This is a genomic window from Tumebacillus permanentifrigoris (assembly GCF_003148565.1).
Lineage (GTDB): Bacteria > Bacillota > Bacilli > Tumebacillales > Tumebacillaceae > Tumebacillus > Tumebacillus permanentifrigoris.
Genome location: NZ_QGGL01000002.1, coordinates 247765 through 270161 on the forward strand (window position 1 = coordinate 247765; position 22397 = coordinate 270161).

24 protein-coding genes are annotated in these 22397 nt (G+C 53.3%); 4 read left to right on the forward strand and 20 right to left on the reverse strand.

What is annotated here, in order from left to right; translation table 11 throughout:
* Nucleotides 1-18 precede the first annotated feature (18 nt).
* The 6 genes from C7459_RS03390 to C7459_RS03415 form a co-directional block, all read right to left on the reverse strand.
* Nucleotides 19-408: a (deoxy)nucleoside triphosphate pyrophosphohydrolase gene (locus C7459_RS03390; RefSeq protein WP_109686325.1), complete on the reverse strand. Its 390-nt coding sequence runs from the start codon at nt 406-408 to the stop codon at nt 19-21.
* 74 nt (nt 409-482) lie between these two features.
* Nucleotides 483-665 (reverse strand): hypothetical protein, encoded by a 183-nt coding sequence (locus C7459_RS03395; RefSeq protein WP_146200937.1) that lies wholly within the window; start codon nt 663-665, stop codon nt 483-485.
* Between the two features lie 23 nt (nt 666-688).
* Entirely contained in the window at nt 689-1981 is a 1293-nt protein-coding gene (locus C7459_RS03400; RefSeq protein ID WP_109686329.1) for a helix-turn-helix domain-containing protein, read from the reverse strand.
* A gap of 307 nt (nt 1982-2288) precedes the next feature.
* Nucleotides 2289-3464, reverse strand: coding sequence for a helix-turn-helix domain-containing protein (locus C7459_RS03405; protein ID WP_109686331.1), 1176 nt, complete (start codon nt 3462-3464; stop codon nt 2289-2291).
* 754 nt (nt 3465-4218) lie between these two features.
* The gene (locus C7459_RS03410; protein ID WP_109686333.1) at nt 4219-4845 is read right to left on the reverse strand and encodes a hypothetical protein; all 627 of its coding nucleotides are present in this window, start codon (nt 4843-4845) and stop codon (nt 4219-4221) included.
* 303 nt (nt 4846-5148) lie between these two features.
* Nucleotides 5149-5514: a DUF6864 domain-containing function gene (locus C7459_RS03415; protein ID WP_109686335.1), complete on the reverse strand. Its 366-nt coding sequence runs from the start codon at nt 5512-5514 to the stop codon at nt 5149-5151.
* 100 nt (nt 5515-5614) lie between these two features.
* On the opposite strand from C7459_RS03415, the gene C7459_RS03420 reads away from it, so the two are divergent.
* A complete protein-coding gene (locus C7459_RS03420) occupies nt 5615-6265 on the forward strand; it encodes an oxidoreductase (RefSeq protein ID WP_245884375.1) in 651 nt (216 codons plus the stop codon).
* Between the two features lie 56 nt (nt 6266-6321).
* Here the strand turns inward: C7459_RS03420 and C7459_RS03425 are convergent, their stop codons facing one another.
* Nucleotides 6322-7491 carry an acyltransferase gene (locus tag C7459_RS03425; RefSeq protein ID WP_170119239.1) on the reverse strand — a complete coding sequence of 390 codons (1170 nt, stop codon included), beginning with the start codon at nt 7489-7491 and terminating at the stop codon, nt 6322-6324.
* A 116-nt stretch (nt 7492-7607) separates the two neighbouring features.
* Nucleotides 7608-7832 carry a hypothetical protein gene (locus C7459_RS03430; protein WP_109686339.1) on the reverse strand — a complete coding sequence of 75 codons (225 nt, stop codon included), beginning with the start codon at nt 7830-7832 and terminating at the stop codon, nt 7608-7610.
* 102 nt (nt 7833-7934) lie between these two features.
* Here C7459_RS03430 and C7459_RS03435 point away from each other — a divergent pair, with 102 nt between their 5' ends.
* The gene (locus tag C7459_RS03435) at nt 7935-8732 is read left to right on the forward strand and encodes a carbon-nitrogen family hydrolase (RefSeq protein WP_109686341.1); all 798 of its coding nucleotides are present in this window, start codon (nt 7935-7937) and stop codon (nt 8730-8732) included.
* Between the two features lie 73 nt (nt 8733-8805).
* On the opposite strand, the gene C7459_RS23120 is transcribed toward C7459_RS03435, so the two are convergent.
* The 6 genes from C7459_RS23120 to C7459_RS03460 form a co-directional block, all read right to left on the reverse strand.
* Entirely contained in the window at nt 8806-8970 is a 165-nt protein-coding gene (locus C7459_RS23120) for a hypothetical protein (RefSeq protein ID WP_170119240.1), read from the reverse strand.
* Between the two features lie 357 nt (nt 8971-9327).
* Entirely contained in the window at nt 9328-10773 is a 1446-nt protein-coding gene (gene hemG / locus C7459_RS03440) for a protoporphyrinogen oxidase (RefSeq protein ID WP_109686343.1), read from the reverse strand.
* Between the two features lie 6 nt (nt 10774-10779).
* Complete coding sequence (gene hemH / locus C7459_RS03445; protein ID WP_109686345.1) at nt 10780-11715, reverse strand: ferrochelatase; 936 nt, start codon at nt 11713-11715, stop codon at nt 10780-10782.
* The gene (hemE, locus tag C7459_RS03450; RefSeq protein ID WP_211320329.1) at nt 11712-12755 is read right to left on the reverse strand and encodes a uroporphyrinogen decarboxylase; all 1044 of its coding nucleotides are present in this window, start codon (nt 12753-12755) and stop codon (nt 11712-11714) included. The genes hemH and hemE overlap by 4 nt, the downstream gene beginning before the upstream one ends.
* Nucleotides 12756-12896: 141 nt before the next feature.
* On the reverse strand, nt 12897-14414 hold the full coding sequence (gene pruA, locus C7459_RS03455) for an L-glutamate gamma-semialdehyde dehydrogenase (protein ID WP_245884383.1): 1518 nt from the start codon (nt 14412-14414) through the stop codon (nt 12897-12899).
* A gap of 159 nt (nt 14415-14573) precedes the next feature.
* The gene (locus tag C7459_RS03460; protein ID WP_109686349.1) at nt 14574-14921 is read right to left on the reverse strand and encodes a hypothetical protein; all 348 of its coding nucleotides are present in this window, start codon (nt 14919-14921) and stop codon (nt 14574-14576) included.
* 211 nt (nt 14922-15132) lie between these two features.
* On the opposite strand from C7459_RS03460, the gene C7459_RS03465 reads away from it, so the two are divergent.
* Nucleotides 15133-16038 (forward strand): proline dehydrogenase family protein, encoded by a 906-nt coding sequence (locus C7459_RS03465; protein ID WP_109686351.1) that lies wholly within the window; start codon nt 15133-15135, stop codon nt 16036-16038.
* A gap of 63 nt (nt 16039-16101) precedes the next feature.
* On the opposite strand, the gene C7459_RS03470 is transcribed toward C7459_RS03465, so the two are convergent.
* Nucleotides 16102-16626 (reverse strand): D-glycero-alpha-D-manno-heptose-1,7-bisphosphate 7-phosphatase, encoded by a 525-nt coding sequence (locus tag C7459_RS03470; protein WP_109686353.1) that lies wholly within the window; start codon nt 16624-16626, stop codon nt 16102-16104.
* A gap of 95 nt (nt 16627-16721) precedes the next feature.
* Here C7459_RS03470 and C7459_RS03475 point away from each other — a divergent pair, with 95 nt between their 5' ends.
* Entirely contained in the window at nt 16722-17495 is a 774-nt protein-coding gene (locus C7459_RS03475; RefSeq protein WP_109686355.1) for a PepSY domain-containing protein, read from the forward strand.
* Between the two features lie 102 nt (nt 17496-17597).
* Here the strand turns inward: C7459_RS03475 and C7459_RS03480 are convergent, their stop codons facing one another.
* The 5 genes from C7459_RS03480 to C7459_RS03500 form a co-directional block, all read right to left on the reverse strand.
* A complete protein-coding gene (locus C7459_RS03480) occupies nt 17598-18776 on the reverse strand; it encodes a thiolase family protein (protein WP_109686358.1) in 1179 nt (392 codons plus the stop codon).
* Between the two features lie 33 nt (nt 18777-18809).
* Entirely contained in the window at nt 18810-19295 is a 486-nt protein-coding gene (locus C7459_RS03485; RefSeq protein ID WP_109686360.1) for a glutathione peroxidase, read from the reverse strand.
* Nucleotides 19296-19379: 84 nt separating this feature from the next.
* A complete protein-coding gene (locus C7459_RS03490; protein WP_109686362.1) occupies nt 19380-20465 on the reverse strand; it encodes a hypothetical protein in 1086 nt (361 codons plus the stop codon).
* 146 nt (nt 20466-20611) lie between these two features.
* Nucleotides 20612-21796 carry a hypothetical protein gene (locus tag C7459_RS03495; RefSeq protein WP_109686364.1) on the reverse strand — a complete coding sequence of 395 codons (1185 nt, stop codon included), beginning with the start codon at nt 21794-21796 and terminating at the stop codon, nt 20612-20614.
* A gap of 157 nt (nt 21797-21953) precedes the next feature.
* Nucleotides 21954-22394: a YxiG family protein gene (locus C7459_RS03500; RefSeq protein WP_109686366.1), complete on the reverse strand. Its 441-nt coding sequence runs from the start codon at nt 22392-22394 to the stop codon at nt 21954-21956.
* Nucleotides 22395-22397: the final 3 nt, after the last annotated feature.

The following is a 22397-nucleotide window of genomic DNA, read 5'->3' on the forward strand; positions in this document are numbered from 1 at the left end:
ATTCAACTTAAATACGTGTTAGGACAATAATTTGTCCAACGTAGGCAAATCGGCAGGAGCCCAATTCAAGGAGCACAGTTGCTCGCTTGGGAGCCATACGAGTTTTTCATGCTCGCTCGCTTTCGGCTCCCCACCTACGACCGTGGCAAAGTAGGTAATCAAATGAACGATGACTTTCTCGTACTCATGAGTTGCATCTGCAACCAATTCACCTACTTCGATCTCACAATCCAATTCTTCAATGATCTCACGTTTCAAAGATTCTTGCGGTGTTTCACCGGGTTCAATCTTGCCTCCTGGAAACTCCCAGAGCCCTGGCAAAGACATATTTTGTGAGCGAAGTGCGCAGAGCACTTCGTTTTTTTCATTTCGGATGACAGCTCCTACTACATCTACAGTTTTCTTCATCTTGTTTTTTGACTCCCTTCGAAGCAGTTCTTCTAAGATTGTCCATTAAAACCAAGATGGAATCAAGTCTCTAACTAAAATGCTGAAACTCGCTGTGCCAGTAAACCTTCAATCGCCTCCTGCGGCGACTTCGCCTCAAACACAACGTCCTTCCACTTCCACAGGGACTTATCCGCATTACTTCTATATAAATACCCGCGCCGCTCCCCAGAGGGGATCTGACCACGCCCATACAGGCTCCATTCAGTATCCTTCACTGTCTTCCCCTCCTCCACCATCCTCACAGCACAATCCCTCTCTGCTCCAGCGTCATCCGGTTAAACGCCAGCATCTCCCTAGCGATCTTCAACGCCATCTCACAGTTATTCTGCTCCGAATAAAAAACGGACAGTTCCTGCATCGTCTCCTCGTACTCCACAGTTGCGTCAAGTAGTTTGAAGCACTCCGCAGCCTGTTTCAGAAACCGTACCGATCCTTCTGTCTGAGACCGGCCTTTCGCAATCATGGCCTGTACTCGTAGCACCCACCCTTGATGAAGGTGTATCGAAGGCAGGAGGCCACGCGCCATTTGGCAGGACTCCTCGGCCTGATCCAACTTTCCGCACTTGAACTGGATTTTCGCCAACTCCGCATAGGCAATGCCGGCTTCTTCGCTTTTTCTCATCCCTCGTAACTCCTCACTGATCGAGGTCAGTTGCTGGATCGCTTCCTCGGCGTGCCCCTGTTCCGCTCGGAGTGCAGCATACCGTACCTGTGTCGAGAGCTTATGGGTCATGCTGTTCATCGTTTCAAAAAAGAAGATCGCCCGTTGCGAGCATTCCACGGACTGCTCAAGATCGTCAGCTACAGTATATGATTCTGCCAACTTCATATAGAGAGTTCCAAGACCTTCAAAATCTTCGCGAGCCTGGAACAAGGGGAGGAGTTGTTTGTAGGTCAGCGTGACTTCACGGACACGCCCTGTTCGTGTTCTGACCTCTGCTAAAGCAGTCAAGATGGAGGTGAGCAAGTACTCATCACGAACGCCGCGTTGTTGCTCAAAACACTCACTTGCTTCCATCAAATGATGCTCGGCAATCTGATATCGCTTCCGTTTCAATTCCAGTTGGCCAAACAAGTAGCTGACACGTGAGAGTATGGATTGGTCGCCTAGTGCGGTGGCGTATTCTTTGAGTTTTTTGAATGTGAGTTCCGCTTCCTTGGTTTGATTGGTGTGTAGGTAGCACGTTCCGATCTCCAATAGGACTTCTGCGGGGATCAGTTTGCCGTTGTTCCGTTCTTGTACATTCAACAGCAGAGGGAGCGCGTTCTTGTACTCACCGATCGCCATCATCGAGCGGGCAATTTTGTACTCGCTCAGCACGATGAGATTCATTTCCACGTTGCTCATCAAGTCCTCGACAGGTACTTGGAGTTTTTCAGCGATTCTCGCCAGAACGCCATAGGACGGTTTGGCCTTATCTGATTCAATCTGCGAGATCATTGATCCAGTGCAGATGCTTTTAGCGAGTTCTGCTTGTGTGATGCCTTTCTTCAAGCGGAGACTTCTAATGCGTTGTCCAAGTGTTTCCATTTTATAAACCACCACCCGAATTGGTTATGTCTAATAAATAGAATAAACCAACGCGGTTGATTTGCGTTGGTTTTACAGGAGGTGGTATGTCTTATTTTCAATGGCATATGTCATTGGGCATCGTGACATGACTAGGCCCCTCGTTTTAACCGAGGGGCTTTGATCACTACAGAAGGGTTATTTTTACTGAAAGTGGTCCAATTGGTACTCCCTCGGCGCTTTTATTTAAAGAATGAATCTGGGCAACTGGTAGTGCTACAGCAAGCAGAATAAAAATGGCAAGACCTATTGCAATCCTTTTCCTCATTTAAAGTTCATCCTCCTCAAGATAATCATAATTAGGAGCAGAGAGTAATTCTGCCTCTTCATAGTAACGTAACAGAGTACATGCGTCACGTTGCTCCTTGTAATGATTCATCAAATACTTATACGCGAGAAGACGAACTTTCAATGCAAATTGTGCATCTTTAGTGACACCTTCTGCATACGAAATGTCGTTTGTTGCAATCGAATACAAGATCAATAACTTCCCTCTGTAATCTGGATAATCTACAGCACGTGGCAGATACGTTTCGATGATCTGAAGTGCTTCAGTACATCTCCCAAGTTTGAGCAGAGTTTTTGCTAGATCTTTTCCAGCGACGATTTGAAAATGCGGCACATCTTCAAGTCTCACACAAGCTGCTTTTAGAAGTTCAACAGACGTCTCAAAATCACCGAGCCTATAATCACAGTCAGCAGCATTGATCAACGCCAGCCCAATCTGATAGTCATCTTTGGTCAGCTTAAATTGTTCCAAACAAAGGTACGAGTACTTTCTAGCTTCCGTATGGTTTCCCGTATGTTGCATAATACGCATCCGTGTATAGTACACAGACCCGATCTTTTCAGGTGCATCCAAAAACACAGATTCTACGGTCTTCAGCATGACTTCCACATTCGAATACTCTTTTCGAACGGTGTATGAAAGCATCAAGTTGGCAGTTACCAAATGGTATAAGTTGTTCTCTCCACTTTTCTGTTGAATCTTTTCCGCAAATGGCAATGCATCCAACCAGATTTGATGCGCCTCATCATACTGTTGCGAGAGATAATGCACTTTGCCCAGACTATACAGACTGATGCATTTCTCACTCGCACCTCTAGCAACAAGAACAAGCTGATTTGCCAGATCAAGAGCACGTTTCAAGTCTTGTTTGGAATTCATGAGAGCCTTAAGCTCCTGCTCCATGTGCATGGTATCCAATTGCTTGAGCCGCTCAAGGCTGATTCCCAGCCCCTCCGCAATCCGCTCCAACTCCGACGGCAGGATCGTGCGTTCTCCTGCGATGATCACGCGCAGGATCTCTCGATTCATCCCGATCCGCGTGGAGAAGGCCCGGATGGAAAACGCGTCGCCCTTCTCCTCCATGATCTCTCCGATGCGTCGGCCCAACGGTATCTTGTCAACCACAGCAGTCGCAGTGGCGTCGAGTGTAGACATCCGAAGTTACCTCCCGTGTACAAACTCTATATTATAAAAATAGTAGCAATTATCTATTAGAATCAGATACTAATTATAACCAATCACTACATTTCTGTACATACAAAAAGAACCCGGATTCAAGTACAGCGGGTTCTCTTTTTTGATTTGGTGTATTCGTACACGAAGACATTGATACAAATTCAACAAAGACTGGTTCCAAAGCCGCTCAACTCATGAATCCTCATTTTGATATGTACCCCCATAAATACCGACAGCCTTCGATAGTATATAATAGCCCCCCACGATCTTCCACAGCAACCCTTCGACAATCCGTGTCACATCAGGCGGAGAGATGTAGTTTCCTGTAGATTTTCCCCTCCTGTAATAATGTTTAAATCTTTCTGAAAGCAAACACTTTACACGAGTACTTTCCCAATATTATACTATTTCTTGCAAACATCTGTGATATTATGGAGATTGAGGTGATCCGTCGTGTTTTTCTGCATCAAGTGCAATTCCAACCATGAACGAGGGCCTGTCGACGTTGTGTTCAAGACAGGATTCAGGCAAATCACGACCCAAATCAAGTATCCACTCGGAGTCTGCAGTTCCCACTCACCTTGCAACGGGAAAAATCGATCAGCCTAGTCAACTCATGTGACACAGGACATGTGCGTGCACATACGTATGCCTACAAAAAAGACTCTGGCTGAGGCCAGAGTCTTTACTATTTGACCATCCTGCACGTGCCAATCCAATTATTTCTGTATCATCAATTACCCTCTTTGACTGCCTTTTTGAACGAAGTAACGTCTGCAGGCTTATAAAGAGCCTCTAGGTCTTTTTCTGTGGTCTTCAACACGGCCATGTTGTTCTCAATGACGAAGAAAAAGGGGACACCTGCACTGTAGTAACGACCGGTGGAAGTCGATTTTTTGACGAAAAAGATATAAGTCTGCCCTGTATTCAAGCCGATGTAATCCTCATCCAGAACCATTGGCTGATCTTTGCTTAATCGCATTTGCTTTTGCTCGGTGACAAGTACATCGGCCTCAGCCTTACCTTTTAGAGACTCAACAACTTTAACCTTGTAGTCAACACCTTCGATATAAAGATTCGGATCTTCCTGTAGCGGGTTCTGTGGGTCACGTGCCAAATTGCGAGTGCCATCAATGCCTTGAACCGTCCCCATAAAGATTAGGTCCGATGCCTGACGTAGATCATTGATGTTGCTATATTGCGGACGATCAGCATGGATCGTGGAATGAGTTTCAGTTGCAACTTGCGGTGATGCTGCGATCGGAACGGTCGATTTTATGTCTTTCATCGAGTAAGCTACTCCTCCAGCAAGCAACGAGCCTGCGACTACGACCGATAATGCAATGCGCTTCTTGTCCATATTTAATTGCCTCCGGTAAGTTATTGATGTGGTTACATTCCAATCGGACAGTCGTAGTGAGAACTCCAAAAGCTACCGCGGAAGCAATCAAATTTTATAACTTCATCAAAATGACTTCACATATTATTTTTTACTCATATCAAAATATACGCTCAGCGTTCATGCGATGTCAAATTTCGCATGTTTTGCAACGAGCGACACACTGACTCTTTCTTTGATCTCATTTCAAAACTAAGAGACCCAGCATACCATAACAGCATACTAGGTCTCTTCTCAAGCCAGTTATCAACACCCACAAAACCTCTACTTCACAACCTTCCCCAAAAACCACGTATAATGAAACACCTTATAAGACGACTTCGGCGCGGCCACGAAGTACTTCAAATACAACTTCCGCTCGTTGTACACCCCGACCTCCACCGGCTTTTTGCTGCCCGTCCCCAAGCGGCTGTTGAAGTTGACAAAAATCAACCGACTCTCCTCGCCTTCGTTCTCGCACTCCCCCTCCAGCACCTCGCCTTGCGCGACATCATCCCGCTCCTCGAACACACACTGGACCTTCAACTCTCCATCCCCGTCGTCCAGCACAAACTCCAGCGGTTCATTTTCATACACCAACACCGACCCACTGTTGAGCACATGAAACTCTCCAACCTTCAATTCTATCATTCTGCGCTGCCCCCTATCACTTTTCCTTGTGAATTGGTAGAGTATATGCAAGACAACGCACAGATAGTACTGGTGGAGAACTCATTCAGGAGTGATACATATGAAAACAGCATTGGTCATCGGAGCCACTGGTTTAGTCGGTGGCGAACTGGTTAAGGAATTACTCCAAGCCCCCAACTACGAGAAAATCATCGTTTTTGTCCGCCGTCCACTCCCGATCCACAACCGCAAGCTCGAACAGGTCACCGTCGACTTCGATCACCTCGACTCCTACGCCAGCCACCTCGCGGGCGTACATGACGTGTTCTGCTGCCTCGGCACCACGATTAAAAAGGCCGGCTCACAGGAAGCCTTCCGCCGCGTCGATTACACCTACCCGCTGGAACTTGCAAAATTGGCTCAGCAAGCCCAAGTCAAAAAGTTTCTGCTCATCACGGCACTCGGCTCCAACGCCCACTCCAAAGTCTTCTACAACCGCGTCAAAGGCGAGGTCGAACAAGCCATCACCGCCCTCGGGCTCCCCACTGTGCACATCATCCGGCCCTCACTCCTGCTCGGTGATCGCCCAGAGTTCCGCCTCGGGGAGCGGATCGGCACGGTGTTCGCGAAGGCCTTCACCTTCGCCACACCGAAAAACTACCGCGCCATCCACGCCCGCACCGTCGCTCGCGCCATGTCCCGCCTCGCCCAACAACCCGACACCGGCGTACACATCCACGAATCAGGCAAACTCCAAGTCCTCGGCGCCTAGCTCGCTGTGCAAAAAAACCTCCTCGCCCGCAGGCATAGGAGGTTTTTTTCTCACTCTTAAAAGGAAACTTTCGGCTTTTTCTGACGCTTGCCTGTCGTCCCGACGACGAGAGCCCCGAGGAACGGGATCTTGCTGATCACCATCGTCGACACCAGCGACAGCGTCACGCACAGCACCACCGCCACCAGCGCCTTCACCGTGTTGTTGTACGATGGCATGTAATCGACAACCACGTGGTACACCTCATCCAGCCATAGCGCGTGGATCAGGAACGTCCCATAGGAGTACTTGCCGATCAGAATCGACAGCTTCGTCAGCAAATTGTCCCGCTCGCTCCACTTCATCGCCCACTGGTAGAGCAGGACGAACGAGGACAGCGTGAACAGGATCATCGACAGCTTGAACGAGTTCGAGACCCCGAGGTAGATCGGAAATTGGCTCGGAAGCTTGGCGTTGAGATTGATCCCCTTCGCCAACTCGTAGGTCACCCAGCCTAGTCCAATGGCAAACGCCACGTAGTTCCAACCCTGTACCTTCGCCACCCAGAGCCGCCACTTGCCGATCGCCAGCGCCGCAACGCCACCGAGCACGAAGTACAAGTACCAGACTGGGAACGTGCGGTCGAAGTTATTCAAGAACCCACGCAACCCGAATACGTTGGAATGCCACTGACTGCTGTGGTTGATGAGGTAAACCGTGCTCCAGATAAAAAACGCCGTCAACACCACCAGAAACGGAACCAACACCCGCTCCCGGCTCAGGTACGGCTGCAACGCCTTGAACAGCAGGCGGAACAGCGGGTACAGCAAGTAAAACTGGAAGATCATCGCGACAAACCACAGATGATAATACCCCGACCCGGTCAACAACACGCTGGGGAGGTCATGCCACGCATGGTCTGCGCGATCCCACGCCCAGTAGAAGTAATAAAATACTGCCCAGATCACATACGGGATGATGATCTCCCGCACCCGCTTGACCAGATACGACCCCACACGAATCTCTGCATAATAGTTATAAAAAATAACCAGTCCTGTGATAAACACAAACATCGGCACCGCAAACTTCATCAGATTGAACAACACCGACAGCACCACGAGGTCCGACAGGTTGATCCCGTTCGTGCGGGTAAACATCCCGATCGCATGCTGCGCGACCACCGCGATGAACGCCACCGAGCGCAGATGCGGGATTTCGTTGAGTCTGACTTTCACGATCTTCTCCATAAGTTCCCCCTGCGATTGCGAGTACAACATCTCGTCCTCTATCCTAAACGTTTTCCGATCGAGCATCAACTACTAGTGTCGTCAAAACACGAGCGTCCGCAAAAAAAGCCGAACCTTCATAGGTTCGGCTTTTCCCCCTCGTCAACCAGTTTGCGCAGGTCCTCCCACCGCTCCTCCTGCACCAACTGCAACAGGATCTTGATGTGCTCCCTCATGCTGGTGTTCAGCCTCTCGATGTCCTGCTCCGTCAACTGTCCGTTCGCTTGTAGCGCTTGCGCACGTCCTTCGTTGAAGACGCGCTGGGTAATCGATTGGGCGATGTGATGAATATCGTTGAGCATCTGTGTACCACTCCTTTCTCCTATTGTACCATTCTGGATAATTTTCGGGATGCATGCTACTCTAGAACTACATACTTTTGTATAAAACGGAGGATTCACACCATGAGTCAACAACTACGTCTCGCCCTGTTGCAGATGGACATCGCGTTCGGGGAACCGGACGTCAACCGCGCCCGCGCAGCCGACCTGATCGCAGAAGCAGCCGCCAATGGCGCCGATCTGGTCGTGCTACCCGAGATGTGGAACACCGGGTACTCGCTGGATAACATTCAGGAGATCGCCGACCACGACGGTCAGGAGACGATCGCGCTGATGAGCGAACTCGCCCAGGCGTACAACCTGAACATCCACGCCGGTTCGGTCGCAAGCCTCGTCGATGGCAAAGTTTATAACTCCACCTATGTCTTCAACCGAGCGGGTGAGATCGTCGGCCGCTACTCCAAGATCCACTTGTTCCGTCTGATGGACGAGGAAAAGTACTTGGAGGCTGGCAATGAGATCGGGCTGTTCGAGTTGGAAGGTGTGCAAGTCGGAACGATGATCTGCTACGACCTGCGCTTCCCGGAATTGACCCGCACGATGTCACTGAACGGAGCTCAGATCGTGTTCCTGCCTGCGGAGTGGCCACACCCGCGCTTGAACCATTGGCGTCACCTGCAACTTGCACGCGCGATTGAGAACCAGATGTTCGTGGTCTCGACCAACCGTGTCGGCACAGCGGGGGAGACCGCGTTTTTCGGTCACTCGATGGTCGTCGATCCGTGGGGTGAGGTGCTCGTCGAAGGCGAGGAAACCGAGCAAATTCTCTACGCGACCGTCGATCTGAGCGTCGTGCCGGAGATTCGCAGCCGGATTCCGATCTTTGAAGACCGCCGCCCCGATCTGTATACCAAGCGCTAACACAAAAAAGCCTTCCGTCTCCAGCGGAAGGCTTTTTTTGTGCAACAAGCTTGTTGGGTTCTGGTTTTTCTCTCTACAGCAGGTTGTGCCATTCCTTGTTCGTTGACAGGACGTTATAGCACTCCGGGCAGAGTTGACCTGCCGTCTCAATGAAGTTCTTGCGTTCGTAAGACGGAGTTCCTTCTGTTTCCTCAGTTTCCGCTTGACACAGCGCGCAACATTCAGTTTTGGTAGCCAAGGGTTCTCACCTCTCCTATTTATCTGTTTGTTCTGATTATACGCCTCGACTTTTGTGATTACAAGCGAAGTTTTCTAAACATTTTGTGAATATCTACATAGCACGTCCCCTTTCTTTTAGTATGTACAAAAAAAGGGCCGCGTCTCCATCAGGAGCGCGGCAATCGTTCTTTAACGAAAAAGGGGGGTTAGGTGGAGCGTTTCAAGAATGGCAACCTTGCTGAATGTGTACGCCGGTACAGGGGTTTCGGCGTTGTACACATGTTGTTTCCTGGTTCTAGAATACTCGACGTTTGTGGCACAATTGTGGAAAACCGGCAGGAGGATCATGAAAAAAAAGATCTGACACAAAGTTGTGTCAGATCTTGTTCACCAGTTGTTCGGCGGTCTTCAAGCCTTGGTCGATGCAGTCCGGGATGCCGAGTCCATAGAAACCCGATCCTGCGAAATACACGCCGGGCAATTCCTTGCGCGATTCTTCCACAAATTCCTGCACGCGGTCGAGGTGTCCAACCGTGTACTGCGGCATCGCTCGGTACCAACGGGTGATGCGGTGGAACAACGGCTCCGTCTCGATGCCCATCGTCTCGTAGAGATCCTTGCGCACTTTGGAGATGATCTCTGCGTCCGACTTGTCGACGATCTCCTCTTGCCCGGAACGCCCCACGTAGAAGCGCATCAGGGTCTTGCCCTTCTCTGCCGAATGCAACCACTTGGAGGACGTCCATGTCGCGGCGGTGATCGTGCGTCCTTCGTTGCGCGGGACGACGAATCCACTGCCATCCAGCGGGCGGTCGATGGCGTTTTTGCCAAAGGCCAGCACGACGTTCGCCACGGAAACATACGGAAGTTTCAAGAGGTAGGCCTTCTGCGAGAATTGTTCGGGCAGAACTTTCGCCGCATCGTAGGTTGGCGTGGTCATCACGACCGCGTCTGCGAGCAGGGTCTCGCCGTTGTCAAGTTGCAGGCTGTAGCGATCGTCCGCCGTCTTGTCGAGTTGCTTGACTTTGGTTTCGAGGCGGATCTGGACGCCGCTTTTTTCTAACACGTATTCCAGCCGTTCAATCAGGCGGTACAGTCCGGTGCGGAAGGTCAGGAACACGCTGTTGGGCACTGTGCGCGCCCCGAGCTCCGGCTTCGGTGGCGTTTTTTGTGCCGACTTGACCTGTTGGGCTTGGGCGAGCATGCCCTTGATCAGCGAGCCATACTTCAACTCCAACTGTTCGAGGTGTGGGAAGGTCGCACGCAAGCTCAAGTTGCGCAGGTCGCCTGCGTAGATTCCAGCGAGCAGCGGTTCCGCGAGGTAGTCGACGACTTGCTTGCCCATGCGTCGCTCTAGGAACAGGCCGAGCGATTGATCGCCCGTCTCCTCTGCCTTGGGCAGGAAAAAGTCAAAGCCAGCACGGACTTTACCAGCGAGCGATAGCAAGCCGGTGGTCGCAAATGGCACGAATTGTGTCGGCACGCCGACGTTCATGCCTTGTGGGATGCGATGGAGCTTTTTGCGGTGCAGGATGTAGGTCTTTTTCGCCTCCGGGTTAGTGCCGACGAGTTCGTCGTCGATGCCCAGTTCCCGGATGAGGTTGAGTGCAGCCGGTTTGCGGGCGAGGAAGGAATCCGGGCCTTTTTCGATCGTGAATCCGTCGATGCGCTCCGTTTGCACTTTGCCGCCTAGCTTGTCATCCGATTCGAGGACGATGACTTGGACAGACTTGCCTGCTGCGCGGGCTTTTTGCTCGACGTAGTAAGCGGCGCTGAGACCCGTGATCCCAGCTCCGATGATGAGGACAGTTTTCCGCTCCATGCTGTATCAGTCCTTCTCAACTTGTTCGAGGACGGCGGTCGCGACGGCACGCAGGAACGCGGCCTCGTCGTTCGGTGAGGCTGCACGGACGAGTTGGATGCCGAGTTCTTCTGCTAGTTGCTTGGCTTCGATGTCCACGTCATAGAGTACTTCGAGATGATCGGAGACGAAGCCGAACGGACAGATGACGAGCGACTTCACGCCTCGCTCCGCTTGTTCCTTGATCACGTCGAGGATGTCCGGCCCCAACCAAGGTTCCGGTGTACGACCTGCCGACTGCCAGCCGGTAAACCAGTTGCCATGACCGATTGCCTCCGCAACGGCGCGGCCAGACTCTTCGATCTGCTGCGGGTACGGGTCGCCGCTCTGGGTGATGCGAGCTGGGAGACTGTGGGCGGTGAAAACCACCGGGGTCTGTTCGCGCAACTCTGCCGGAATCTGCTCCAACGCCGCTTGGACACGACGAGCGGTCGACTCGATGAACAGCGGTTGCAAGTGCCAGTCCTGCACGAACTTGAAGTTCGCAGGACCGCCCCACTTTTCAACCGCTTCCTGTGCGTACTTGATGTAGGTTCCCACGCTCATCGAGGAGTAGTGCGGAGCCCAGACCACGCCGATTGCATCGGTGATGCCATCTGCGTGCATCTGCTTCACCGTCTCTTCGATATACGGATGCCAGTGCTTCATGCCGATGTACACGCGGTATTCGTTGTCCGGATCAAGCGATGCGAGTTGCATGGCGAGGCCGACCACTTGGCGACCGGTGATCTCGTTGAGCGGAGACAGTCCGCCGATCGCTTCGTAGCGCGCGATCAGGTCGTTGAGTTGTTGTTCCTCTGGCGGACGACCACGACGGATATGGGTGTAGTAGGGCAGGATCTCCTCGACGGCGGTCGGTGTTCCGTAGGCCATCGAGAGGATGCCGATGACTTTTTTGCTCATCGTTCGCTCAGCCTCCGCTTGCTGTAGTCATGGATGAATTGCGTCAGGTGTGTGACCACGTCCTCCGGTGCGGTCGGGAACAGACCGTGACCGAGGTTGAAGACAAAGCCTGGCTGTTCAAGACCTTGGTCGATGATCTTCGCCGCTTCCGCTTCCAGCACAGCCTTGGGCGCAAGCAAGTAAACGGGGTCTAGATTGCCTTGGACAGCAAACTTGCTGCCGACGATGGAACGGGCTTGGTTGAGACCGATGCGCCAGTCGACGCCGACAACTTCGATGTTCAGTTCCTTCCATTGATCGAGCAAGTGGCCAGTGTTCGCGCCAAAGTAGATCTTCGGCACGCCGAGATCAGCCAACCCTTCGAAGATGCGCTTCATGGTCGGGTACACATAGCGGCGGTAGTCATCCTGCGACAGAGCCCCGATCCAAGAGTCGAAGATTTGGATCGCTGCACAGCCGTTCGCCACTTGTGACTTCATATACGTGATGATCATGTCACCGAGCTTGTCCATCAGCGCTTGCCAGACATCCGGCGCGGTGTACATCATCGCTTTGGTTTTGTGGTATTCACGGGACGGGCCGCCCTCGATCATGTAGGACGCGAGCGTGAACGGGGCACCTGCAAAGCCGATCAACGGCACGTGCAGTTCTTGTTTCAAGATGCGGATCGTCTCCAGCGTGGCCTTGAGGTCGTTGTCCGGCTCCAGCGGGCGCATCGCTTGTACATCTGCGAGCGTGCGGATCGGGTTGGCGATCACCGGGCCGATGCCAGCCACAATGTCCACATCAATGCCTAGCGGTTTCACCGGGATCATGATGTCGGAGTAGAGGATCGCAGCGTCGACATTGTGTTGGCGAACGGGCGCGATTGTGACTTCTGCACAGAGTTCGGGAATTTCACAGATTTCCATCAGCGAGTGCTTTTCCTTGATCTTGCGGTAGCTCGCTTGAGAGCGGCCCGCTTGACGCATGTACCAAACCGGAACATGGTCGATCGGTTCCTTGCGAATCGAGCGTAAGAAGGTATCGTTAAAGGTCATGGAGGTCACCATTTTCCGTTATGTATTTGTTTCCATGCACATTCTACCTTAATGAGCAGGGTAATTCAAATGAAGGAATTGTGTCACAGCTGAGAAAAAAAGACCCCACCCGCAAGCGGGTAGGGTCCTTTTTGAGGTGAACTAGAAGCGTTCGACGACACACTTCGCCTGCGTGAATTGCAACAGGTAGTCGTAGCCGCCCGCTTTGGAGTCGGTGCCGGACATGTTGAAACCGCCGAACGGTTGGACGCCGACGAGCGCGCCGGTGATCTTGCGGTTGAAATAGAGGTTGCCGACATGGAAGTTGTCGCGCGCTTTCTTCAAATGGAAGCGATTGTTGGAGTAGACGCCGCCCGTCAGACCGAATTCGGTGCTGTTGGCGATCTCCAGCGCATCGTCAAAGTCGTTCGCTTTGATGATCGCAAGCACCGGGCCAAAAATTTCTTCCTGAGCGATGCGTGCGTTGCGGTCCACATCTGCGATGACGGTCGGCTGGATGAAGAAGCCGTTGCCTTCTGCTTTGCCGCCACCGACGAGGACGCGGCCTTCGCCTTTGCCGATTTCGATGTAGTTGAGGATGTTTTTGTACGCCGCTTCGTCTACAACGGGGCCGAGGTTGACGCCTTCCTCATGCGACGGGCCAACGGTCAGCGGTTTCGCGAGTTCCACGACATGTGCAACCACTTCGTCGTAGATGTCTTGGTGAATGATCGCGCGCGAGCAAGCGGAGCATTTTTGACCCGAGAAGCCAAAAGCCGAGGTGACGATCGCTTGTGCCGCTTCGCGTGCATCCACACCTTGGTCCACCACGAGTGCATCCTTGCCGCCCATCTCTGCGATGACGCGCTTCAGCCAGATCTGGCCTTTTTGGACTTTGGCTGCCCGCTCGTAGATGCGCACCCCCACTTCCTTGGAACCTGTGAAGGAGATGAAGCGAGTTTTCGGGTGGTCGACGAGGTAATCGCCGATCACCGAGCCTGCACCGTTGCAGAAGTTCACGACACCGCCTGGAAGGCCCGCTTCTTCGAGCAGTTCCACGAATTTCGCTGCGATGACCGGAGTCGGGGTTGCCGGTTTCAGCACGACCGTGTTCCCGGTTACAATCGCTGCCGAAGTCATGCCGGCCATGATCGCCAGCGGGAAGTTCCACGGCGGGATGACGATACCTACGCCCAGCGGCAGGTAGGTCAGTTCGTTGTCTTCACCGTCGACGCGGGTGAGGTTCTGCTCTTCGGAGAGGCGCACCGCCTCCCGCGCGTAGAATTCGAGGAAGTCGATCGCTTCTGCGGTGTCCGCATCTGCTTCGCCCCAGTTTTTGCCGGATTCGTATACAAGCCATGCGGAGAATTCGTACTTGCGGCGGCGCATGATCGCAGCTGCACGCAGGAGGACGCGAGCGCGTTCCTTGGGTGCGACTTCCTTCCACATGTCGTAGGTTTTCAGTGCCGATTGCATCGCTTGTTCCGCGAGTGCTTGGTCTGCTTTGGAGACGACGCCGATGACTTGGTCCTTGTTGGACGGGTTGATCGAGGTTGATCTGTCAGCGGTGGTGATCTTCTCGCCGCCGATGACGAGCGGGTAATCACGACCGAGCTCTGCCTCTACTTTTTTCAGTGCGGTCAACATCTGTTCACGAATTTCTGGATGACTGAAATCCATAAACGGCTCAGGATTGTAGGTTTTCACAGCCACTAGGAGTACCCCCAATGTTCATATGTAGTCATGATGCATGCCAAGGCTAATTGTAGCGAAGTTCAAAAGTCGAAGCAAGGTAGACGGGCATCTCAGGATGCCCGTCGATTAGTATGCCCGATTCGGTTACCAGAAAAACGGCGGGATCAGCGGCGGCAGGAACGGGACGGGCGGCAAGGGGCGGATGATCGGCACAGGGCCAAACACAGGACCTGGGTAGAACGGGCCTGGTCCGGGGAAGAAGCGCAGTTGATATTCGACCTCGTCGCCGGACTGTGTGACGGTGCGGAAGGTGCGCGGGTACGGGAAGTTTTGCGGCATCGGGACTTCGTAGTAGTTCGGGTATTGTTGGGTTTCCAGCGGGAATTGCCACGTTTGCGGGACGGGCGGTTGCGTCTGTTCAGAGATGAGGGTTGTTTCAACGGCTTCTCCCTCGTTGCGGAAGTCATAGGGATTCCAAACGTTCTGCGACATGGTTGAGCTCCTCTCGGGTTGGAAAGTCACCATACTCTATGTGACAGGAGCCCGGCCTGCGCAATTCGGGGTTGAAAATGGGCGGGATGTCGAGACTTGTCCATTTTTATTGGGATTGTGCTATACTAGTTGTGGATTTGTCTGTTCTGTGTCTATTACATTCCATTTCATAGAGTGAGTGAGGTTGATTGACGTGTCTTTCACGAGGAAAATGGTCTTGTCCGTTGCTGGTAACAAAGTAGTAAGCGGTTTCATTAAGAAGTATGGGATGCGACTCGGTGCGGCCCGTTTCGTTGCAGGTGAGACGCTCAAGGAAGCGATTGAACAAGTCAAATTGCTGAACCGTGACGGTCTGGTTGTGACGCTCGACCATCTGGGCGAGTTTGTGTTCGATGAGCACGAAGCGATGGCTTCTACGCAGGCTTGTCTGGACGTGCTGGACGCGGTCAAGGCATCGGGCGTGAACTCGAACATGTCGCTGAAAATGACGTCGCTCGGTCTCGACCTGAGCAAGGAATTGTGCCTGAAGCACATGCGCCTGATCCTCGACAAAGCGCGTGAGCACAACAATTTCGTGCGAATTGACATGGAGGACTATGCGCACATCGCGATCACGATGGAGATTTTCGACGAATTGAAGCGCGAGTATGGCAAACATGTCGGTCTGGTTATCCAAGCCTACCTGTTCCGCACCGTCGATGACATGAAGCACTTGGAGGAGACCTACGAGAACTGCAACCTGCGACTGGTCAAAGGCGCGTACTTGGAATCCCCGACAGTCGCGTTCCCGAACAAGGTCGATGTGGACCAGAACTACCTCAAAATTATCGAGATGCACCTGCTGTCCGGTCACTTCTCCGCGGTGGCCACCCATGATGACATGGTGATCAACCACGTGAAGGCGTTCGTGAAGAAGCACAACATCCCGAACGACCGCTTCGAGTTCCAGATGCTCTACGGTGTGCGTCCTGAGACGCAGCGCCAGTTGGTGAAGGAAGGCTATGCGATGCGCGTGTATGTTCCCTATGGCAACGACTGGTACGGCTACTTCACCCGCCGGATTGCCGAGCGTCCGGCGAATGCGTTCTTTATCATCAAGAACATGTTCCGCAAATAGGTTCGGTCGAAAAAAGGCACAGCCCTGTGAGGGGCTGTGCCTTTTTGGTATCACGCAGGCTTGCTACGTTCTCGCTTGTAAAATGAAGGCCACAGCATCCACGAGCGTTTTCGCAGAAAAAGTGGCTCGCGGGTCGCTCTCCCCTTTGGCCCCGATGAAGATCGTCTGGGTTCCCGCTTTTTGCCCGGATTCGATGTCTGTCTCTCGGTCGCCCACCATGTAGCTTTTCGAGAGGTCGATGTCGTACTTGGCGGCGAGGTCGAGGATCATCTTGGGCTCTGGCTTGCGGCAGGCGCAGCGGGCATGGGGCTTGTGTGGGCAATAGGCGATCTCGTCGAGGGTGGCGCCGTCACGCTCCAGTTCGCGCTCCATCTGCTCATGGATCAGGTGCAACGACTCTTCCTTCATATGACCGAGGCCGATACCGCCTTGGTTGGTGACGACGAAGACTCGATAGCCTGCCTCGCGCAAGGAGCGAATGGCAGGGCCGACACCTGGGAACAGGATCAGGTCTTCGGGCGTGTTCACGTAGCGAACGTGGTCGTTGATCACGCCATCACGGTCGAGAAACACGGCAGGTTGACTCATCTGGCATACCTCCTTTTGTCCGCATTAGCATGTGCTGATTCGGGGTTGGGTACGCTACTCTCTGACAGGCATTCCAAAAAGGAGGGAGTTTGACAATGAAAGCAAAACGTTGGCTGTCCTCATTCCTTGCGCTGGCGGTGCTTCTCTCGCCCCTGACGGTACACGCCGAACCGAGCGACCAGTTGTCTCCAAGCGAGCATCGTGAGCTGAAGGAGATGACCGAACGCTCTGGCGGTACGATCCAAGTCAAGTGGGACGACAAACTCGGCACGCCGCGCTTCATCTCCGGCAAGCTCTCCAAGCCGCTCAAGGGCGAGCCGCTCGACATGGCCCTGCACTTCCTCGATTCGATCAAGGACCTGTATCATGTAGACAAGGCCAAAAAATCATTTGCCCTCAAGCGCATCGACCAAGACGAGCTCGGCATGCACCACGTCCGCCTCGCGCACGTCGTCAACGGTATCCCGGTCTGGGGGGACGAGGTGATCGTACATATCGACAAGTCCCGCGTGGTGCGCTCCATCAACGGGCAATTCACCCCGAACGTAGAACGGAACAGCGAGCGTTTAAAATCCCCGACCTTCACAGGTGAACAAGCGATCAAAGCGGCGCTCGAACACGTCAAAGTCACACAGCCCTCCGCTCCTCCGAAAGCGATGCTCCATTACTTCGCCTACCCGGAACCGGAGCAGATCAACTTGGTCTACATCGTCAACGTATACGACCAAACGGCCCCCGCCGATTGGAAGGTCTTCGTGGATGCGATGACGGGGGATATCCTCTACAAGTACAACGACTTGAAGACGAAAAAAGGCAACGCCCCGGTGAAAAAACCAGCCGTTGCGCACGAAGGAAACGAAACCGACTAGCACCAGTCCGCACACTCTCGAAATCAACGCCTAGATTCGGGAGATCTGCTCTCGCCAAAAACACCCTGTGCCGATGGCATCAGGGTGTTTTTTCGCGGGACGTTAGACGCGCTCGACCAGCAACGCGATGCCGAGGCCGCCACCGATGCAGAGCGAAGCGATGCCGTACTTCTGCTCACGGTGGTGCAGTTCATGCACCAGCGTCGCCGTGATGCGGGAGCCGGTGCTGCCGACCGGATGTCCGAGGGCGATGCCCGAGCCGTTGACGTTGACTTTGGTGCGATCCAGTTCCAGCAGACGCTCCACGGCAAGGTATTGGGCGGCGAATGCTTCGTTGATCTCCCAGACGTCGATGTCGTTCGCGGTCAGGCCAGTTTTCGCCAGCAACTTCTGGATCGCCGGCACCGGGCCGTAGCCCATCAGTTCTGGCTCCACGCCTACCACCGCACCCGCTACGATCTTGGCCAGCGGGGTCAGGCCGAGTTCCTGAACTTTCTCCCCCGACATCAGGACGACTGCTGAAGCCCCGTCGTTGATGCCTGATGCGTTGCCTGCCGTGACCGAGCCGTTCTCCGACTTGAACGTCGCTTTCAACTTGGCGAGGCCTTCCATTGAGATGTCCGCACGCGGATGTTCATCGCGGGTGACTTCGACCGTTTTGCGGCCGGACTTGGCCGTGACCGGGACGATCTCGCGCTCGAAGCGACCCGATTCGATCGCGGCGAGCGCTTTTTGATGCGATTCCAACGCAGCTTGGTCCTGCTCCTCGCGAGTGATGCCATACTTTTCCGCGAGGTTTTCTGCCGTCACGCCCATCATGTCGCCAGAGATCGGGTCGGTCAGGCACTCCCACAGCGCATCATAGACGGTGCTGTGTTGCATGCGCTGTCCCCAGCGGTTCTGCTTGAGAATGTACGGCACGTTCGACATGACTTCTACGCCGCCTGCGACGACGATGTCTGCAAATCCAGTCTGGATCTGCATCATCCCATCGAGAATGGCTTGCATGCCAGAGCCGCATTGACGCTGGATCGTGTAGCCGGTCGTGGTGTGCGGGAATCCCGCTTTGAGCAGGGCGGTGCGCGCCGTGTTCGGCTCGTCGGTGCGTTGGATGCAGTGGCCGAGGATGACTTCCTCGACTTGGCCTTTTTCGATCCCGGCTTTTTCCACAGCGGCGGTGAGCAATTGAGCTGCCAGTTCGCTAGGCATCGTGTCCTTGAGCGGACCGCCGAACGCGGTGATTGCGGAGCGAACGGCCGATACGAGATATACGTCCTTCATTGGTGGTTTCCCCTCCCCAGAGGTGTAGAGTGCTTACTTCGCCAGTTCGCGTTCGACAGCTGCGATCAGGTCCGCATCCTCCGGCGTCACTTTCGGGCTGAAACGAGCGGCGATCTGGCCATCGCGCGCGATCAGGAATTTTTCGAAGTTCCATTGCACGTCGCCCGTCGGTTCGGCATGCGTGGTTAGGTAGGTGTAGAGCGGGTGCTTGTCATCGCCGAGGATTTTGACTTTCTCCAGAAGTTCGAAGTCTGCGCCGAACTTCATTTTGCAGAATTCTTGAATCTGTTCCATCGAACCAGGCTCTTGGCCGCCGAAGTCGTTGCACGGGAAGCCCAGCACGCGCAGTCCTTGCTCGCGGTACTTGCGGTTGAGTGCTTCGAGACCTTCGTATTGCGGGGTCAGGCCGCATGCGGACGCGACGTTGACGAGGAGCAGGACGTCACCTTGGTAGGTTTCCAGTTGCTTCGGGGTGCCGTCTGCTGCGTTCACTGTGATGTGGTAGAAGTTGTTGTTCATTATGTATCCCTCCTAAAATGATGTTGCTACCTGTAGTATTCAACAAAAAAGGCCCCGACCCCTTTGTCGAGACCCTACCCCTGATTAAATTGCCCGCAGGTGACGATCTGCTTCCGCCACTTTCACAGTCTCCCTTGGCGTAGCACGTTCGAGCGCCTCACGGTAAATCTCCACATTTTCAAAATACCCCAGATGCGCAAATCCAAAGGCGCGGTTGTTGTCGACTTTGACGTTTTTCACCCCAAGATATTCGTTGAGCGGCCCACCGATCGGGTCGAGCACATCCCAGTAATTCGTCCAACGCAGATGGGCTAGACAGTCGGTGACATAGCTTGTCAGCACCGTTCCCTGCGGTGCAGACACTTCCGGCCAGCGGCGTCGGAATCCATTGACGTGATCCACAATCAAGCGTTTCACGTATTCGTGCTCCCCGATGTGTTCCGCGAGGTAGAGCGCGGTCATGTCCAGCGGTGAGCCGAGCGTGATCAACTCAAACAATTTGTGTCGTTTGGCCGCCAACACAGCATCGTCGTTCATGTTCAAGTTCAAACGATTCAACGCATCGTAGAGCACCACACTGCCTAGCGAGTGTCCAACGAGGATGATGCGGTCGTAATCTTCATTGATCAACATGAGCAGTTTCTCCAGCGCCCCGCTCAGTACGTCTTCACGCACCTCATGCCACTTGGAGCGCAGATCCCCCGAGGTGTAGACCGCAACATCGCCAAGGTAGTCAACCAGCATTTGCGCGGTCATGCCCATCAGCGATCGATACAGCGGGTCGAGCCACTTGGGCATCAACTTCTCCCCCAGCGCTCCGAGCTGACTCATCCCGCGCAACACCGGCCCTACACCGTGGATGCCAGCACCGTCTGACGCTTTGCCCATCCAACCGAGCGTCTCCTTCAGCGTGATCTGACGTTCGACGCGAGAGGCCCAGTAGTATTCGTGAACATCCACTTCCCAGTTGGATCGTTTGTTGTCGGTCAGTTGCACATAATCCTGACCGCCATTGGCGCCTTGCAAGCGGCGGTGGGTCAGCTTCAAGTCTCTACCGCGGGCGACTTGCAGAGACTGGACCAGGTTGCGGGCACATACATCCAGTGTGTCGAGTTCTCCTTGGTCCCCTGCTCCGTGTGTGATCAAGATCGCGATCTTTGTCTTCTCCATCGTTTGTCACCACTCCCTTCAGGGTGTCCGTCTCCACTATCATACAAATGTCCCGGAGCTTGTCCTTTTACAACCTTCGGGGATAAGAAAAAGGTCCCGACTTGTTGGAATCGGGACCTTGCGTGCATTCTGGATGAGTGTTCATGCTAGGCCGTCTCTCCCACTTGGATGTCGTTGCGCGCTTGGGCTTCAGCCGCTTGGACGCGTTCGATGACTCGTGAATAGATGCTCGGATTCTGCCAGTAGCCCACGTGTGCAAAGCCCCATTCGAGACCGTTGTCGACTTGCTGGTTCTGCACGCCTTCGTAGAAATCGAGGTGCCCACCGATCGGGTCCTTGAGATCGTAGTAGTTGGTCCAGTGCAGATGCTGCAAGTGGTTTTGCAACGTGCTCGACAGTTCCGGTCCAGAATCCGAATCCAGATCGCGAGCGTCGCGGCGGCGGAAACCGTTCAGTGAATTCAAGATCAGCCGTTTGACGTATTCGCCGGACGGCACATACTCGCGGAGGAAGAACTTGACTTTGTCGAGCGGCGACCCGATCGTGATCAGTTCAAACAGTTTGCGACCATCGGACGCCAGTTGCTCGTCGTGGTTCATCTGCAAGTTGAGCTGGTTTAGCGCATCATAGGCGATGACGCTGCCGAGCGCGTGGCCGACGATCAGAATTTTGTCATAGTCTTGGTGCAGCAGGGCGGAGAGTTTTTCCACAGCGCCTTCGAGAACTTTGGCGCGGGTCTCGTAGAATTTCGACTTGCGGTCGTTGGAGGTGTAGACGGCGACGTCGCCCAGGTAATCGACGATCATCTGCTCCGGTTTGCCCATCAGCACGCGGAACAGCGGTTCCACAGCCTTCGGAAGCAGGGTGCCACAGAGACGGGAGAGTCCGTAAAAGAGCCGAACTGCCTTGCCGATGTGTTTGAGGTACCAGCGGCGTTTGAATTTGCCGTTTTGGTAGGCGTTGGCGAATGCATCGTCATGTTCATAGCGGCGGGCAAGTTCTTCGTTCTCTTCATAGAATTTCTCAGCCCCGTCAGAAGCGCGGATCAGCCACTGCACAATTTCTTGGAACGAGATGACGCGCTGCATGGTGTGCGCCCAGTAGTATTCGTGGATGTCGACCTCCGTCGAGGATTCATCGAGCCGGGAGAGTTTGATGTAATCATGCATGTCATCACGGAGCCGCATGCGGTGGTGTTTTAACTGGATGCCAGTCTGCCTGGAGGCGTGGAGCGACTCAACGAGGTTACGCGTGAAGGTGTCCAACGTCTCGTAAACGCCCTGCTCCCCCATCCCGTGGATGATCAGGATGCAGATCTTTTTCTTGTCCATCGTAAAACCTCCCTCCCAAATTTTAAGTCGTCACTTTTGTTTTGCGGTATGTTATTTGTATCTTGTACTATAGAAGGGGGTTTCTGGGTGAGATTTACAACCTGTAGGATGAAAAAAAAGAATCCCTCTAGAGTGAGGGATTCTTTTCAATGATTGATTACTCGCTTGGGTACTCAACAATCAGTTCCGTATCATTTATTCGAATCCGGTTGGCTTCGATGAATAAAACAGAGTCAGTCATTTCGACAAGAAAATTAACATTCGAGCCGTAGTATCGTACCCATCTCTTGGCCCATTCGTCTGTAATGTCTACAAAACCAATAGATCCAATTCCATTTTCGTAAAAATAGATTGATGACATTTCTCTAATATCATCAATGTCAGGAGGGTATAAGTCTCTACGAGCATTATCCTTTCCTGCTGAGAAAAAGTAGGAGGCTACCCCACCAAAGACAATTGTATTCTCTACGTAATCTACTTCACTATGATACGTATGCACAGTAAACATAACGCAATTATTTAACAAATCTACAGAAAAACTTGTGATAATGGAGGCTCTTACTGATGCCAACATAATTTCCAACTCTTTTTTACTCATTCA

Bases quoted from the DNA above. Each gene is read 5' to 3' on its own strand.
- C7459_RS03470 (WP_109686353.1), bottom strand. From the start codon at position 16,626: ATGAGTCAACCTGCCGTGTTTCTCGACCGTGATGGCGTGATCAACGAC.
- C7459_RS03490 (WP_109686362.1), bottom strand. From the start codon at position 20,465: ATGGAGAAGACAAAGATCGCGATCTTGATCACACACGGAGCAGGGGAC.
- C7459_RS03410 (WP_109686333.1), bottom strand. From the start codon at position 4,845: ATGGACAAGAAGCGCATTGCATTATCGGTCGTAGTCGCAGGCTCGTTG.
- hemG (WP_109686343.1), bottom strand. From the start codon at position 10,773: ATGGAGCGGAAAACTGTCCTCATCATCGGAGCTGGGATCACGGGTCTC.
- C7459_RS03390 (WP_109686325.1), bottom strand. From the start codon at position 408: ATGAAGAAAACTGTAGATGTAGTAGGAGCTGTCATCCGAAATGAAAAA.
- C7459_RS03420 (WP_245884375.1), top strand. From the start codon at position 5,615: ATGAAAACAGCATTGGTCATCGGAGCCACTGGTTTAGTCGGTGGCGAA.
- C7459_RS03480 (WP_109686358.1), bottom strand. From the start codon at position 18,776: ATGAAGGACGTATATCTCGTATCGGCCGTTCGCTCCGCAATCACCGCG.
- C7459_RS03460 (WP_109686349.1), bottom strand. From the start codon at position 14,921: ATGTCGCAGAACGTTTGGAATCCCTATGACTTCCGCAACGAGGGAGAA.
- C7459_RS03405 (WP_109686331.1), bottom strand. From the start codon at position 3,464: ATGTCTACACTCGACGCCACTGCGACTGCTGTGGTTGACAAGATACCG.
- C7459_RS03425 (WP_170119239.1), bottom strand. From the start codon at position 7,491: ATGGAGAAGATCGTGAAAGTCAGACTCAACGAAATCCCGCATCTGCGC.
- C7459_RS03430 (WP_109686339.1), bottom strand. From the start codon at position 7,832: ATGCTCAACGATATTCATCACATCGCCCAATCGATTACCCAGCGCGTC.
- C7459_RS03495 (WP_109686364.1), bottom strand. From the start codon at position 21,796: ATGGACAAGAAAAAGATCTGCATCCTGATCATCCACGGGATGGGGGAG.
- hemH (WP_109686345.1), bottom strand. From the start codon at position 11,715: ATGAGCAAAAAAGTCATCGGCATCCTCTCGATGGCCTACGGAACACCG.
- hemE (WP_211320329.1), bottom strand. From the start codon at position 12,755: ATGACCTTTAACGATACCTTCTTACGCTCGATTCGCAAGGAACCGATC.
- C7459_RS03400 (WP_109686329.1), bottom strand. From the start codon at position 1,981: ATGGAAACACTTGGACAACGCATTAGAAGTCTCCGCTTGAAGAAAGGC.
- C7459_RS03465 (WP_109686351.1), top strand. From the start codon at position 15,133: ATGGTCTTGTCCGTTGCTGGTAACAAAGTAGTAAGCGGTTTCATTAAG.
- pruA (WP_245884383.1), bottom strand. From the start codon at position 14,414: ATGGATTTCAGTCATCCAGAAATTCGTGAACAGATGTTGACCGCACTG.
- C7459_RS03485 (WP_109686360.1), bottom strand. From the start codon at position 19,295: ATGAACAACAACTTCTACCACATCACAGTGAACGCAGCAGACGGCACC.
- C7459_RS03500 (WP_109686366.1), bottom strand. From the start codon at position 22,394: ATGAGTAAAAAAGAGTTGGAAATTATGTTGGCATCAGTAAGAGCCTCC.
- C7459_RS03415 (WP_109686335.1), bottom strand. From the start codon at position 5,514: ATGATAGAATTGAAGGTTGGAGAGTTTCATGTGCTCAACAGTGGGTCG.
- C7459_RS03475 (WP_109686355.1), top strand. From the start codon at position 16,722: ATGAAAGCAAAACGTTGGCTGTCCTCATTCCTTGCGCTGGCGGTGCTT.
- C7459_RS03435 (WP_109686341.1), top strand. From the start codon at position 7,935: ATGAGTCAACAACTACGTCTCGCCCTGTTGCAGATGGACATCGCGTTC.